At 60.1% G+C, this 13,655-nt stretch carries 11 protein-coding genes; 8 read left to right on the forward strand and 3 right to left on the reverse strand.

Annotation, left to right across the window (positions count from 1 at the left end; all coding sequences use genetic code 11):
- Together tnpA and PH552_RS24865 are read right to left on the reverse strand one after the other, a co-directional pair.
- Positions 1 to 180, reverse strand: a 180-nt coding sequence (gene tnpA, locus PH552_RS24860; protein WP_285166204.1) for an IS200/IS605 family transposase, incomplete at its 3' end; no start/stop codon positions are given.
- A gap of 239 nt (positions 181 to 419) precedes the next feature.
- The gene (locus PH552_RS24865; RefSeq protein WP_112343307.1) at positions 420 to 728 is read right to left on the reverse strand and encodes a hypothetical protein; all 309 of its coding nucleotides are present in this window, start codon (positions 726 to 728) and stop codon (positions 420 to 422) included.
- 312 nt (positions 729 to 1,040) lie between these two features.
- Here PH552_RS24865 and PH552_RS24870 point away from each other — a divergent pair, with 312 nt between their 5' ends.
- Both PH552_RS24870 and PH552_RS24875 read left to right on the forward strand, forming a co-directional pair.
- Entirely contained in the window at positions 1,041 to 1,283 is a 243-nt protein-coding gene (locus tag PH552_RS24870) for a hypothetical protein (RefSeq protein ID WP_112343306.1), read from the forward strand.
- Between the two features lie 172 nt (positions 1,284 to 1,455).
- Complete coding sequence (locus PH552_RS24875) at positions 1,456 to 1,926, forward strand: hypothetical protein (RefSeq protein ID WP_112343305.1); 471 nt, start codon at positions 1,456 to 1,458, stop codon at positions 1,924 to 1,926.
- Positions 1,927 to 1,959: 33 nt separating this feature from the next.
- On the opposite strand, the gene PH552_RS24880 is transcribed toward PH552_RS24875, so the two are convergent.
- The gene (locus PH552_RS24880; protein ID WP_112343304.1) at positions 1,960 to 2,211 is read right to left on the reverse strand and encodes a hypothetical protein; all 252 of its coding nucleotides are present in this window, start codon (positions 2,209 to 2,211) and stop codon (positions 1,960 to 1,962) included.
- Positions 2,212 to 2,630: 419 nt separating this feature from the next.
- Here PH552_RS24880 and PH552_RS24885 point away from each other — a divergent pair, with 419 nt between their 5' ends.
- From PH552_RS24885 to PH552_RS24910, 6 genes are all read left to right on the forward strand, one after another.
- Positions 2,631 to 3,731, forward strand: coding sequence for a DUF475 domain-containing protein (locus tag PH552_RS24885; RefSeq protein ID WP_113250019.1), 1,101 nt, complete (start codon positions 2,631 to 2,633; stop codon positions 3,729 to 3,731).
- A gap of 292 nt (positions 3,732 to 4,023) precedes the next feature.
- A complete protein-coding gene (locus tag PH552_RS24890; protein WP_112343302.1) occupies positions 4,024 to 5,451 on the forward strand; it encodes a mannose-1-phosphate guanylyltransferase/mannose-6-phosphate isomerase in 1,428 nt (475 codons plus the stop codon).
- A gap of 182 nt (positions 5,452 to 5,633) precedes the next feature.
- Positions 5,634 to 8,954 (forward strand): transglutaminase family protein, encoded by a 3,321-nt coding sequence (locus tag PH552_RS24895; protein WP_183764837.1) that lies wholly within the window; start codon positions 5,634 to 5,636, stop codon positions 8,952 to 8,954.
- Positions 8,955 to 8,967: 13 nt separating this feature from the next.
- Positions 8,968 to 11,385, forward strand: coding sequence for a circularly permuted type 2 ATP-grasp protein (locus PH552_RS24900; RefSeq protein WP_112343300.1), 2,418 nt, complete (start codon positions 8,968 to 8,970; stop codon positions 11,383 to 11,385).
- 4 nt (positions 11,386 to 11,389) lie between these two features.
- Complete coding sequence (locus PH552_RS24905; RefSeq protein ID WP_112343299.1) at positions 11,390 to 12,268, forward strand: transglutaminase family protein; 879 nt, start codon at positions 11,390 to 11,392, stop codon at positions 12,266 to 12,268.
- A gap of 148 nt (positions 12,269 to 12,416) precedes the next feature.
- The gene (locus PH552_RS24910; protein ID WP_285166334.1) at positions 12,417 to 13,619 is read left to right on the forward strand and encodes a vWA domain-containing protein; all 1,203 of its coding nucleotides are present in this window, start codon (positions 12,417 to 12,419) and stop codon (positions 13,617 to 13,619) included.
- Positions 13,620 to 13,655: the final 36 nt, after the last annotated feature.

The raw sequence follows: 13,655 nt of genomic DNA on the forward strand, positions 1-13,655 counted from the left end.
ATGGTCGGGCATCAGATGACCCTCCTCGATCTGGCAGCCTTTCTGCTGTGCCAGCCGACGCAAGAGTTCTCCCAACTCACGCCGCACGTCCCCGTAAAGTCTTTTCGTGCGGTATTTGCTGCCAAAAACAATGTGATACTTGCAGTCCCACGTCGCATGCGAGAGCGTTTGCTCATCCATAAAACCTCCTTGTTCGAAGTCTGGGCCACCCCAGCGGTTCAAGCAGGAGGTCTCTCAACTACCGTGTAGAACTCGTCCAGTCCTCCACCGTAGGTGGAGGTTTATTTATCGATATAAGCAAAGGCCTTTCGAGAAATCGAAAGGCCTTTTTAGTTTCGTCATCGACTTGCTGAACCTAAGTTTGCCTTGGAGCAGATTGGCCAATGAGCCGATCGGGAGCCAAAACGAATTGCAGACGATCAGCGATCCAGGAAATGCCGGAACACCGCCGTCGTGGGATAGGCGTAGGCACCGCGATCGACAAAACCGTGGCGGTAGAGGCAATCCCGCAGAGCCAGCCAGTAAAGCGTGCTGTTTGGATCCGGAGAGCCACGGTGCCAGGAATAAGCCTCAGGCTCGCAGCGATCGAGAACCCTCTCGTATGTCGCAAGCACCACCGGATCGCTGTCGGCGCGAATGCCGTGATAGGTCTGATAGTTTGAAGGCGCCTCACCTGCTGAGACGCATGCCAGGCTCAAAATCGCTCCCAGCGCTAACATCATTCTCATGTGCTTCGATCTCCAACTAGAGCAATTCCGGAAAAAGTGCGAAGCGCCTTTCCGTCCGGAACTGCGTAAAAGCAAAAGATAGAGCGGGTCAGAGGTTTTATGAAAAGCTGAACCGCTCCTCCCGCGCCCGAAAATTCGAGCGCAGGTCGAGAATAATCGTCTTTTGGAAGATAGCCAATCACATGCTGATGTTCGCGGCGATTGCGAGTTGCACGCCGCCTGCGACACAAGTTCTCGCCAGAAGCCGCTTGACTTCCGGGCGCGCCGTCATCCTACTGTCATATCAGCGCATCGATCATACGGGAGGACGAGATGACGGTGATGAAGCGGCAGTTCTACAAGAACCACAAGCCGAATGGCGATGAATACATGTTCCATCTCGCCCGCGACACCGAGAGCGGCGAGGTCTACGTCATCCGCCAGGCGGACTATGTCGTCGACGGCGGCAGCGAGAAAACCATGACCCTCTACGAATTCCTGGCCGGCGGCGGCAACCGCCAGAACGCCCTGCTGCAGTTGATCGGCTCGCTCGTCCCGGAATCGGCCCCTCACTGAAATCCGCACAACCCTGAGCGGTCGTTTTGCGATAGCGGCCTGCTCCGGTTACGAGCGTGAAGCACAACGGGCGATCGGACCGATCGGCGGCCGGTTCAGGCTCGCGCCCTGCTTTGGGTTGACTGCCACATTTTGATCGGCAAACTGCGTGGGCTTGAAAGGAGCCCTTCTTATGCGATTCGCAGGCATTGCTTTTGGATTGACCGTCTTGGCCGCGACCTCGGCCGGCGCAGTGGAAAATTTCCCGTCGCAAGGCGTCACCGTCGTCAGTGGAAAATGTTCCAAACTCGTGGTCGGCAAGCTCGACGCCTCCAAAGGATGCAAGGCCGAAATCGCCAGCGTGACGGGTCCGGACGGCTCGGTGACCTTCATCTTCACATCAGGCGGCAAGATGCTCGGCTTCCAGGGCAACGGCAAGGGTATCAAGCCCGGCAGTGAGAAGGGAACCGCGCAGCTGCCGATCGATGTCATCTCGACAGGGGCCGGCAGCAAGATATCCGGTCAAGTCGAGGCAAAGGGCACGTGCACCTTTGCCAATCCCTACGCAGGCAAGCCGATTGCCATCCAATGCTCGGCGAAATCGACGGAAATGAGCTTCAACGGCAGCTTCACGTCCGACGGCAAAACGCCGCGGCACAAATAAGCAGGCATTGCCGTCGCACAAGGCGCGGTCCGTTTAATGCTGCGGGCCGCTCTTTTGCTTGTGGTTATGATTGGCGTCTGCCGGCGCTTCGCGCGAGAGATCCGCGCCGTTGACATGGGCGGGGACATGCACATCCTCATGGGTCACGGGATGCAGCGTCAGATCCACCTGATGTGGCGGCAGGACCTGGGCCTGGCGAAGCGTGTTCGGCCGAGCCTTCTTCTGCCGCTCCGTCAATTCCGGCTTCTGCGATGGTTCGTTGCGGTGAATGGAATAAGGGCTCATGGGAGCTTCTCCTGTCGATCGCTGTATTGAAGGTAACGGATCCGCTCGAGGGATCCGCGTAGCGGACGGCGCAAACATGCGTGAGGGGCAAACGCGGCCTTTTCCGTTTGGTTCCCCAAATTCGCAATTATTGGGAGCAAGGTCAGCAGGCCCTATTTCAACTCTTGACCTGCGTCGCGACTTCACTAACTATTGACTATCTCCGCGCCTTCCTGACATCGGCGACGGATTGAACTTTGGTGCCGGGCCCCTCTGGCGAGAGTTTTCACGGCGCTCTCGCGATGTCGGTACCGCCTGCAGATGAGCCGGCGGATTTCTTTCATGAACAGCTTGACCATGCCTCGCCCGCATGCCGTCTTCGGCATATGGCTGCCCGTTCCATCCGAAAATCATCAGTTCCTTTGTGGCGAGGTGCGCCCATGACGCCGCCCGCCGCCTCCAAATCCGTACTCGGCTATTTCGGCTGGGCCTTTGCCGTCACCATCGGTGGCCTTGCTCTCGGCGCCTTTCTGGGCTGGAATACCACCGGCACGATGGGTGGCCTCGCCACGGCCTTCTTCATCTGCGCGGTTCTCGCCGTATTGGAGATTTCGCTCTCCTTCGACAATGCCATCGTCAATGCCAACAAACTGAAGGAGATGACGCCGGTCTGGCAGCATCGCTTCCTGACATGGGGCATCATCATCGCCGTCTTCGGCATGAGGATCGTCTTTCCGCTGGCAATCGTCGCGATCGCCGCCTGGATCGACCCGTGGGAGGCGCTGAAGCTGGCCGCCACCAAGCCGGAGCAATATGCCGAGATCATGCAGAATGCACATCTGCCGATCGCCGCCTTCGGGGGCACATTCCTGATGATGGTCGGCCTGACCTATTTCTTCAATCACGAAAAGGATGTGCACTGGATTGGCTTCATCGAGAAGCGCATGGCACATTTCGCCACCGTCAAGGGCGTTGAAATCGCCTTCGTGCTGGTTCTTGTTCTGATCTTCAGCTCTCTGCTCGACGGCGACGATTCGACGACCTTCCTGCATGCCTCCATCTATGGCCTCCTGACCTTCCTCCTGGTGGAAGTCCTGGCAGGTTTCCTGGATGCCTCGCAAAAGACTATGAGCGCAGCCGCAAGGGGCGGCTTCGGCGCATTTCTCTATCTCGAAATCCTCGACGCCAGCTTCTCCTTCGACGGCGTCATCGGCGCATTTGCCCTGACGCAGAACCTGTTCATCATCGCCATCGGCCTCGGCATCGGCGCCATGTATGTCCGCTCCATGACGATCATGCTGGTGGAAAAGGGCACGCTTGCCCATTACCGCTACCTCGAGCACGGTGCCTTTTACGCCATCCTGATCCTCTCGGTGATCATGTATGTGCAGACACTGTTCCACATTCCTGAAGTCATCACCGGCCTCGGCGGCGCGGCCCTGATCGGCATCTCACTCTGGTCGTCGATCCGCTACAACAGGCGCAACGCCCTCGACCATGTGCCGGCACATGGCGAACAGCACGACAGGGCGGAAGCGTAGACGCCCAGCCGCTGAAGGCTGCTGTTTGCGAACGAGCAATCCAGAATCTATGGCGGAGACCGTTTCCCGACGGCCTCCGCCTTTTCATGCAGGACAGCGCCGTGAATGGATTTTCATTGGGATTTCCGCTCCGAGATCGCCGAATGTTTACGCTGCCGACATATTAGCGCTAGCGTTTTGCCGAAAAATATCGCAATGGCGATTGACGTTGTCGAAGGAGCATGGCGGAAGGCGCAGCGGTTGCGCTTCCTGGCGGTCGGCTCTCGAATGAAGTGTCTAGGAGAGGCAGAGTATGGCAGCAAAGATCGTTCCGGTGATTATGGCAGGCGGCAAGGGTACACGGCTATGGCCGCTATCGCGCGCATCCGCTCCGAAGCAATTCATCCAGTTCATCGGCGACAAGACGCTGTTTCAGAACACGCTGGAGCGCGTTGCCGATCCTGAACTTTACGAAGCGCCGATCGTCCTGACCAACGAGGAATTCCGCTTCCTCGTTGCGGAACAGGCTCGCGAGCTCGACCTGAAACTGGCCGCCGTGCTGCTGGAGCCGGTCGCCCGCAATACCGCTGCCGCCGTCGCAGCTGCCGCCGCGCTCGTCACCGAGCTTTTCGGCAAGGACGCGATCATGCACGTCCTCGGCTCGGACTATGAGATCGATGCCAACGCGACCTATTACGATTGCGTGCGCCAGGCGCGCGACACCGCCCTTCAGGGCAAGCTCGTCACCTTCGGCATCAAGCCGACGGAACCGGCCACCGGCTATGGCTATATCGAAAGCGGCAAGGCGCTTTCGACCGGCGCCCATGCCGTCAAGCGCTTCGTCGAGAAGCCGGCGCTGGACAAGGCTCAGGAAATGGTGGCAAGCGGCAGCTTCTACTGGAACTCCGGCATGTTCATGTTCTCGGCGGCACAGCTTCTGGACGAAATGAAGGAATATGCGTCCGACGTCGAGAAAGCGGCCAGCAAGGCCGTTTCCAAGGCAACCCGCGACCTCGATTTCACCCGTCTGGATGCCGATGCCTTCTCCAAGAGCCCCGACATTTCCATCGACTACGCGCTGATGGAAAAGACGGCGAACGCCGCCGTCGTTCCCTCGCCCTTCACATGGTCCGATCTCGGCAGCTGGGACGCGGTCTGGAAAGTCGGCAATCGTGACGAAAGCGGCAACGTATCGGCCGGCGCCACGACACTGGTCAACACGAAGAATTCGCTCGTGATGACGCACAGCCTGCACGTCGCCGTGCAGGGGCTTGAGGACGTCGCCGTCATCGCCAGCGAGGACGCCGTCTATGTCGGCCACCTCAAGGACAGCCAGGAAGTCGGCAAGCTCGTCAAGCTGCTCGCAAGCGAGAAGAAGACCGCCAAGCTCACCGAGACGCACCCGACCTCCTATCGCCCTTGGGGCGGCTATACCTCGGTGCTGAACGGCGAGCGCTTCCAGGTCAAGCGCATCTTCGTGCTTCCGGGCAAGAAGCTGTCGCTGCAGAAGCATCACCACCGCTCCGAGCACTGGATCGTCGTCAAGGGCACGGCCGAAGTGACAGTCGGCGAAAACGTGCAGATGCTGCGCGAAAACGAATCGATCTATATCCCGCTCGGCGAAGTGCATCGCCTGTCGAACCCCGGCAAGATCCTGCTGGAGCTGATCGAAGTGCAGACCGGCTCCTATCTCGGCGAGGACGACATCATCCGCCTGGTCGATGAGTTCGGCAGAAGCTGATCCGCAAGCAAACAGATCCAGATTTCAGAACGGCGGGCAAAAGCCCGCCGTTTTTTCTTGGCATTACACGGCAGGAGCTTCCGAAGCGCCGGGAGACGCCTTGCTTTCTTTCGCTGCATTGCACACACTGCTGGTGGGAACAGCAATCACCGCACAACGATGCGGGCTAGGCGAAGAGACATATGGCGATCAAGGCAAGCATCTATCATCTCACCCATTATAAATACGACAATCCGGTTCGCCTCGGCCCCCAGATCATCCGCCTGAAACCCGCCTCGCATTCCAAGACGCGCGTGCTGAGCCATTCGCTGAAAGTCACGCCGTCAAATCATTTCGTGAACCTGCAGCAGGACCCCTACGGCAACTATCTCGCCCGCTTCGTCTTTCCCGATCCGGTAACCGAGCTGAAGATCGAAGTCGATCTCGTCGCCGACATGACGGTCTACAATCCCTTTGACTTCTTCGTCGAAGAGGAAGCGACGAAATGGCCCTTCGATTATCCCGAGACCATCCGCGAGGATCTGTCAATCTATATGAAGCCGGAAGAACCCGGTCCCAGACTGAAAGCCTTCCTCGCCACGCTCGACCGCTCCGCGCAAAAGACCGTCGATATGATCGTCGGTCTCAATACGCGCCTGCAGCAGGAAATCGGCTATGTCATCCGCATGGAAGCCGGCGTCCAGACGCCTGAGGAGACCTTGGAAAAGGCGAAAGGCTCCTGTCGCGATACGAGTTGGCTGCTTGTTCAGGTCCTGCGCCATCTCGGCCTCGCCGCCCGTTTCGTCTCCGGCTACCTCATTCAGCTGACACCCGACCTGAAGGCGCTCGACGGCCCTTCCGGCACCGAGGTCGATTTCACCGACCTGCATGCCTGGGCGGAAGTCTACCTCCCCGGCGCCGGTTGGGTCGGCCTCGATCCGACATCGGGCCTTCTGACGGGCGAGAGCCATATTCCGCTTGCCGCCACGCCGCATTACCGCAATGCCGCGCCGATCTCGGGCGGTTATTTCGGCGAAGCCAAGACCGAATTCGATTTCGACATGAAGGTCACCCGCGTCGCCGAGCATCCGCGCATCACCAAGCCCTTCTCGGACGAAAGCTGGGATGCGCTGAACGAACTCGGCGAAAAGGTCGACGCGATCCTGAAGGAAGGAGACGTGCGCCTGACCATGGGCGGCGAGCCGACCTTCGTTTCGATCGACGACTTCGAGTCGGACGAATGGAATACTGCAGCCGTCGGTCCGACCAAGCGTGAAAAAGCGGATACGTTGATCCGCCGCCTGCGCGAACGCTTCGCGCCGAATGGCTTCCTGCACTACGGCCAGGGCAAGTGGTATCCCGGCGAAAGCCTGCCGCGCTGGACCTTTTCGCTCTACTGGCGGCGCGACGGCCTGCCGATCTGGTCGAATCCGGATCTGATCGCCAATGAAGGCCGCGACTACAGCGTCACCGAGGACGATGCCGGCCGCCTGCTGACGGCGATCGCCGGCGAACTCGATATCGAGCCGGGCTATGTGGCGCCCGCCTTCGAAGATCCAGCCGAATGGCTGGTGAAGGAAGCGAACCTGCCCGACAATGTCGATCCATCCAATTCGAAGCTGAAGGATCCGGAAGAGCGTTCGCGAATGGCCCGCGTCTTCGAACGTGGACTGACGCGGCCCACGGGCTATATCCTCCCCATCCAGGCATGGAATGCGCGCGCCAGCGGCCGTCGCTGGACGAGCGAGAAATGGCGCACGCGCCGCGGCCGCATCTTCCTGACGCCTGGTGACAGCCCGGTCGGCTACCGCCTGCCGCTGAACTCGCTCGGCTGGATACCGGCATCGCAATATCCCTACATCAACCCGATGGACCCGACGATCCCGCGTGAAGCGCTGCCTGACTATGGTGAGGACAAGGGCCGGCCGCTGCAGGCTGCCCATTTCCAGCCCTTCACCGGCCAGCAGCCGATCATGCCGCAATCCCTCGATGAGATCGGCGGCTATGTGCGCACGGCCATCAGCGTCGAGCCGCGCGATGGACGCCTCTGCATCTTCATGCCACCGACGGTCAGCGTCGAGGATTACCTCGATCTCGTTGCGTCAGCCGAACGGGCCGCTGCGGCCCTGAACCTGCCGGTTCACATCGAGGGCTATCCGCCGCCGCAGGATGAGCGCATCAATGTCATCCGCGTCGCCCCCGATCCCGGCGTCATCGAGGTCAACATCCATCCGGCATCGAACTGGAAGGAAGCCGTCGATATCACCACGGCGGTTTACGAGGAGGCGCGCGCCAGCCGGCTCGGCACCGACAAGTTCATGATCGACGGCCGCCACACCGGCACCGGCGGCGGCAACCATGTGGTCGTCGGCGGCCGCAGCACCATGGACAGCCCTTTCCTGCGCCGTCCCGACCTTTTGAAGAGCCTGGTGCTGCACTGGCAGCGCCATCCCTCGCTCTCCTATCTCTTCTCCGGCATGTTCATCGGCCCGACCAGTCAGGCGCCGCGCATCGACGAGGCCCGCCATGACAGCCTCTACGAGCTGGAAATCGCACTGGCCCAGGTCCCGGCACCCGGCCGCGGATTGCAGCCGCTTCCATGGCTGGTGGATCGCCTCTTCCGCAATCTCCTGACTGACGTCACCGGCAACACCCACCGCTCGGAAATCTGCATCGACAAGCTGTTTTCGCCTGACGGCCCGACGGGACGCCTCGGTCTCGTCGAATTCCGCGGTTTCGAAATGCCGCCGAATGCCCGCATGAGCCTTGCCCAGCAATTACTGGTGCGCGCGCTGATCGCCCGTTTCTGGCGCAATCCCATCGACGGCAAGTTCGTGCGCTGGGGCACGACACTGCATGATCGCTTCATGCTGCCGCATTATATCTGGCAGGATTTCCTCGACGTTCTCGCCGATCTCCGCGAAAACGGTTTCGACCTGCGGCCGGAATGGTTCCAGGCGCAGCTTGAATTCCGTTTTCCCTTCTGCGGGGAAGTCGAATATGAAGGCAGCAAACTGGAATTGCGCCAAGCGCTGGAGCCCTGGCATGTGCTGGGCGAAGAAGGCGCGATCGGTGGCACTGTCCGCTATGTCGATTCGTCGGTGGAACGCCTGCAGGTTCGAGTCGAAACCTCCAATCCATCGCGCTATACGGTGACCTGCAATGGCCGCCCCGTGCCGCTGACGCCGACGGGAGCGTCCGGCATTTCGGTCGCCGGCGTGCGCTACAAGGCATGGCATCCGGCCTCAGGCCTCCATCCCGTTCTGCCCATCGATACGCCGCTGACTTTCGATATCTACGACACATGGTCGCGGCGCTCGATCGGCGGCTGCATCTACCATGTTGCTCACCCTGGCGGCCGCAACTACGACACATTCCCCGTCAACGGCAACGAGGCGGAAGCGCGACGACTTGCGCGTTTCGAACCTTGGGGGCATACAGCGGGTGGCTACGCCTTGCGACCGGAGACTGCGTCGGTGGAATTTCCTCTGACGCTCGACCTCAGGCGGCCGGCAGGAATTTGAGACGGAACTGTGAATGGCTAGAAAACCGGCGACGGAACGGCGGGACGAAGTGAAGACCGGAACCGGTAAGGAACCGGCCTTCGCCTATCGTCCGTTGCCCGGCGTCGCCGACGAAATGGTCGACAATAAAGGCGCCGTTCGCCCGGTCTGGCAAAATCTGCTGTCGGCGCTGTCGCGCATGTCGGAACTGGAGCTGACGGAGCGCTTCGCCCGAGCCGACCGCTATCTGCGCGATGCCGGCGTTTTCTATCGGGCCTATGGGACGACTGGCGCCAGCGAACGCGGCTGGCCGATCTCGCATATTCCCGTGCTGATCGATGAGCGCGAATGGCAATCGCTTTCGGAAGGGCTGCGCCAGCGCGCCGATCTGCTCGAAGCGGTCATGGCCGATATCTATGGCGACAGCCGGCTGGTGAGCGAAGGCTTGCTGCCGCCGGCGTTGATCGCGGCCAATCCGGAATTCCTGCGTCCGCTGGTCGGCGTCAAGCCCGCAAATGGTCATTATCTGCATTTCCTGGCCTTCGAAGTCGGCCGCGGCCCGGATGGAAACTGGTGGGTGCTGGCCGACCGCGCGCAAGCACCATCAGGCGCCGGCTTTGCACTGGAAACGCGCGTCGCTACCACTCGCGCCTTCTCCGATATCTATGCGGAAACCAAGGTTCATCGCCTCGCCTCCTTCTTCGGCGCGTTTCGCGATGCCCTGCTGGGTGGCAAGCGCAGCGGCGAGGGCCGGGTCGCCGTTCTGACTCCGGGACCCGCCAACGAGACCTATTACGAGCACGCCTATATCGCCCGCTATCTCGGCTTCATGCTGCTCGAGGGCGAAGACATCACCGTCGTCGACGACCAGCTGATGGTGCGTACCGTCGCTGGACTGCGGCCGATCAGCGTCCTGTGGCGCCGCCTCGATGCTTCCTATGCCGATCCGTTGGAGCTCAACCAGCATTCCCATATCGGCACACCGGGCATGGTCGAGGCGCTACGGGCGCAGACGGTGACGATCGTCAATGCACTCGGCTCCGGCATCCTCGAGACGCGTGCCCTGCTCGCCTTCATGCCGACCATCTGTCGGCATTTGCGCGGCGAGGAATTGAAGCTGCCGTCGATCGCCACCTGGTGGTGCGGCCAGAAGGCCGAGCGCGAGCATGTCGCCGCCAATATCGAGAAGATGGTGATCGGGCCGGCCTATTCCTGCATGCCCTTCTTCGACGATAACGGCCAGTCCGTGCTGGGCTCGACCTTGCGCAGCACCGCCCGCGATTCGATCGCGGAATGGCTGGCGAGCGAAGGTCACAAGCTGGTCGGCCAGGAAGTCGTCACGCTTTCAACCACGCCGGCCTGGGTCAACGGCAGGCTGACGCCGCGGCCGATGAGCCTGCGCGTCTTCGCGGCCCGCACCGAAAACGGCTGGCAGATCATGCCCGGCGGCTTCGCCCGCATCGGCAGCGGTGACGATGTTGCCGCCATCGCCATGCAGGCCGGCGGCTCGGCCGCCGATGTCTGGATCGTCTCCGACAAGCCTGTCGAAGCCCATACACTGCTGCCGGCCGAAGAAACCTTCACCCGCAATATGCCAGGCAGCCTGCCGAGCCGAGCCGCCGACAACCTCTTCTGGCTTGGCCGCTATATCGAGCGGGCCGAAGGCGCCCTGCGCATCCTGCGCGCCTGGCATGGGCGTTTTGCCGAGGCGGCGGATCCGAAGCAGCCTCTGCTTGCCGACGTCAGCGCCTATCTCGCCGCCATCGATATCGATACCGAGGAGGCGGTTCCCGAAAGCCTGCTGAGCAACATAAACAGCGCGGTTTATTCGGCCAGCAACATCCGCGACCGGTTTTCCCCGGACGGCTGGCTCGCGCTGAACGATCTTGCCAAGACCGCGCGCCGTTTCAAGGAGCGGGTAAAGCATGGCGACGACGCCAGTCATGCCATGACGATCCTGTTGCGCAAGCTTGCTGGCTTCGCAGGCCTCGTGCACGAAAACATGTATCGCTTCACCGGCTGGCGTTTCCTGTCGCTCGGGCGATACATCGAGCGCGGCCTGCATATGACGCGGCTGCTCGGCCATATGTCCGGTCCGGATGCGCCCGATGGCGCGCTCGACATGCTGCTTGAGATCGGCGACAGCGTCATGACTCATCGCCGCCGCTACAACGTCAATACGGCCCGCCTGACGGTGACCGATCTCCTGGCGCTCGATCCCCTCAATCCGCGTTCGATCCTCTTTCAGATGAACGAGATTCACCGCGAAGTGGAACAGCTGCCGAATGCCTTCGTCAACGGCCAGATGTCGCCCTTTTACCGCGAGGCCATGCGGCTGCATTCGGGTCTTGCCGTGATGACGCCCGAAGCGATGACCGTCGAAGTCTACCAGCAGCTGGCACGCGAATTGGAGCGGCTTTCCGATCTGCTGGCACGCACCTATCTCGGATGACGTGATGCTCTATGATCTCTCGCTTCACATGGGCTACATATACGACGTGCCGGCCAGCGGCGCACGGCATATATTGCGTGTCATGCCGCTCTCCCTGCCCAATCGGCAGAGGCTGATCGCCGGCTCGGTGAAAATAACCCCAGGCCCGGACGAGCAATCGAACTTCACGGATTTCTTCCAGCATCCGGCAACTTCGATCCTCGTGCGCGATCCGCACGAGAGGCTCGATATCCGCATGCAGGCGCGTGTCCAGGTGGAAAGCCAGCCCGTCGCAGCGGATTTTTCGCCCTTGCTCGCCAAATTGCCCGAAGAGATCGATGATTGCTGGTCGGTCGACCCCTCTTCGCCCCACCATTTCCTCGGTAGCAGCCCGCGCCTGCCTGAGACGAGTGAAATCACCGATTACAGCAGGCAGTGGCGATCGACCAGCCTGACGACCCTGCAGATCGCCCATGCGCTCTGCGCGCAGATACACAAGGATTTCACCTACGACCCCAAGGCGACGACGGTCGACACCACGCCGAAAGAGGCCTTCCGCCTCAAGCGCGGCGTCTGTCAGGATTTCTCGCATGTGATGATCATTGCGCTGCGCAGTCTCGGCATCCCCGCCGGCTATGTCAGCGGCTTCCTGCGTACCATCCCGCCGCCCGGCAAGGAACGGCTCGAGGGCGCCGACGCCATGCACGCCTGGGTGCGCGTCTGGTGCGGCGAGACGGCCGGCTGGATCGAGCTCGATCCGACCAACAATATTCCCGCCGGCACGGACCATATCGTCGTCGCTTATGGTCGCGATTACTCCGATGTCGCACCCGTCATCGGCGTGCTTAAAAGCTATGGCAGCCAGAAGGCCGTTCAGGCAGTAGATGTTGTTCCACTAAAATAGAATATGCTTAAAGTAGTAAAAATCTGAAGCAAATCGTGCCAGATTGCGTCATTCGTTAAAAATCAACCTGCCGCTTAAACGCTCAACTAAGATTTGTAATTGATAGTCTCGCCGTTCTTGGGAACTTAACTCTTTCGAATAGGCGGACATGATGCTTGCCGGCTCTGATCTACTTTGCGCATTAAAACAACTTCTACGTGATAGAGCTGGAAATTTTGGCATCCTGACGGCGATTGCTGTACCCGTATTGGTAGCAGCGGGCGGCATGGCGGTAGACGTCACCAACATGTCGCTGTCGCACAGCGAGCTTCAGGAAGCAACCGACGCAGCCGCACTTGCGGCAGCGACTTCGCTCGCTAACGGGACGGCAACGACGACGACCGCTAAGGATCTCGCCAACAACTTCGTCCTCGGCCAGATGTCGAACTACCTGCCGGGAGACACCACGACAACGAACGCGTTGAAGGCAGGAACATCGACCACGGTAACATCGAGCAGCAATTCATCCGGCGGCACGAGCTATACTGTTAAGGTCGACGCTTCCTACGGCATGCAGGTCAACAGCATGAGCCGCCTGCTCGGCATGACATCGATGACAATTTCATCGTCGAGTTCAAGCACGAGCGGAACGGCCGTTCAAAAAACCGCCCTGTCGATGGAAATTGCACTCGATAAGTCTGGATCGATGCTGCTCAACACAAACGCCATCGACAAGACACAAGCCAGCTGCATACAGTATTATACCAACGGCAACTATCTGTATCAGTATCCAAATCCGATAAGCCCCTGCTATATCAAGAAAATAGATGCGCTGAAGACGGCAGTAAGTAGCCTTCTCGACCGGTTGGATGCCGCCGATCCCAAGTCACAATATGTTCGCACAGCGGCCATTGCCTGGAGCAGTCAGGTCGACAGCTTCAGCAATCTCGATTGGGGAACGAAAACGACCCGTACGAATGTCGTGAGCGGACTGAATGCCCAAGGGGGCACCGAATCGAACGCTCCGATGAAAAAGGCTTATAACAGCGTTACCGCCGTTGCCGAGGCAACTGCACAAAGTAACAATGGCAACAAGACCTTTCAGAAATATATAGTCTTGATGACGGACGGCGAAAACAACGACACAAGTTCCGATCAAAAAACGCTGAATACATGCCAGGCCGCAAAGGACGCCGGCGTGCAGATCTATACGGTTGCCTTCATGGCTCCGACACGCGGACAGACACTGCTCGCCGCCTGCGCTTCGAGCCCGTCCAATTATTTCGATGCGCAACAAATGTCCGATCTCGTGGCCGCCTTCAAGAGTATCGGTGCTCAGGCGGCCAAGCAGATGACGCTCCTGACCAAGTGACCCCACCGGCAGCAGCACAAAGCAACCAAGGATAGA

This window comes from Rhizobium aureum (assembly GCF_030182495.1).
Taxonomy (GTDB): Bacteria; Pseudomonadota; Alphaproteobacteria; order Rhizobiales; family Rhizobiaceae; genus Rhizobium; species Rhizobium tropici_C.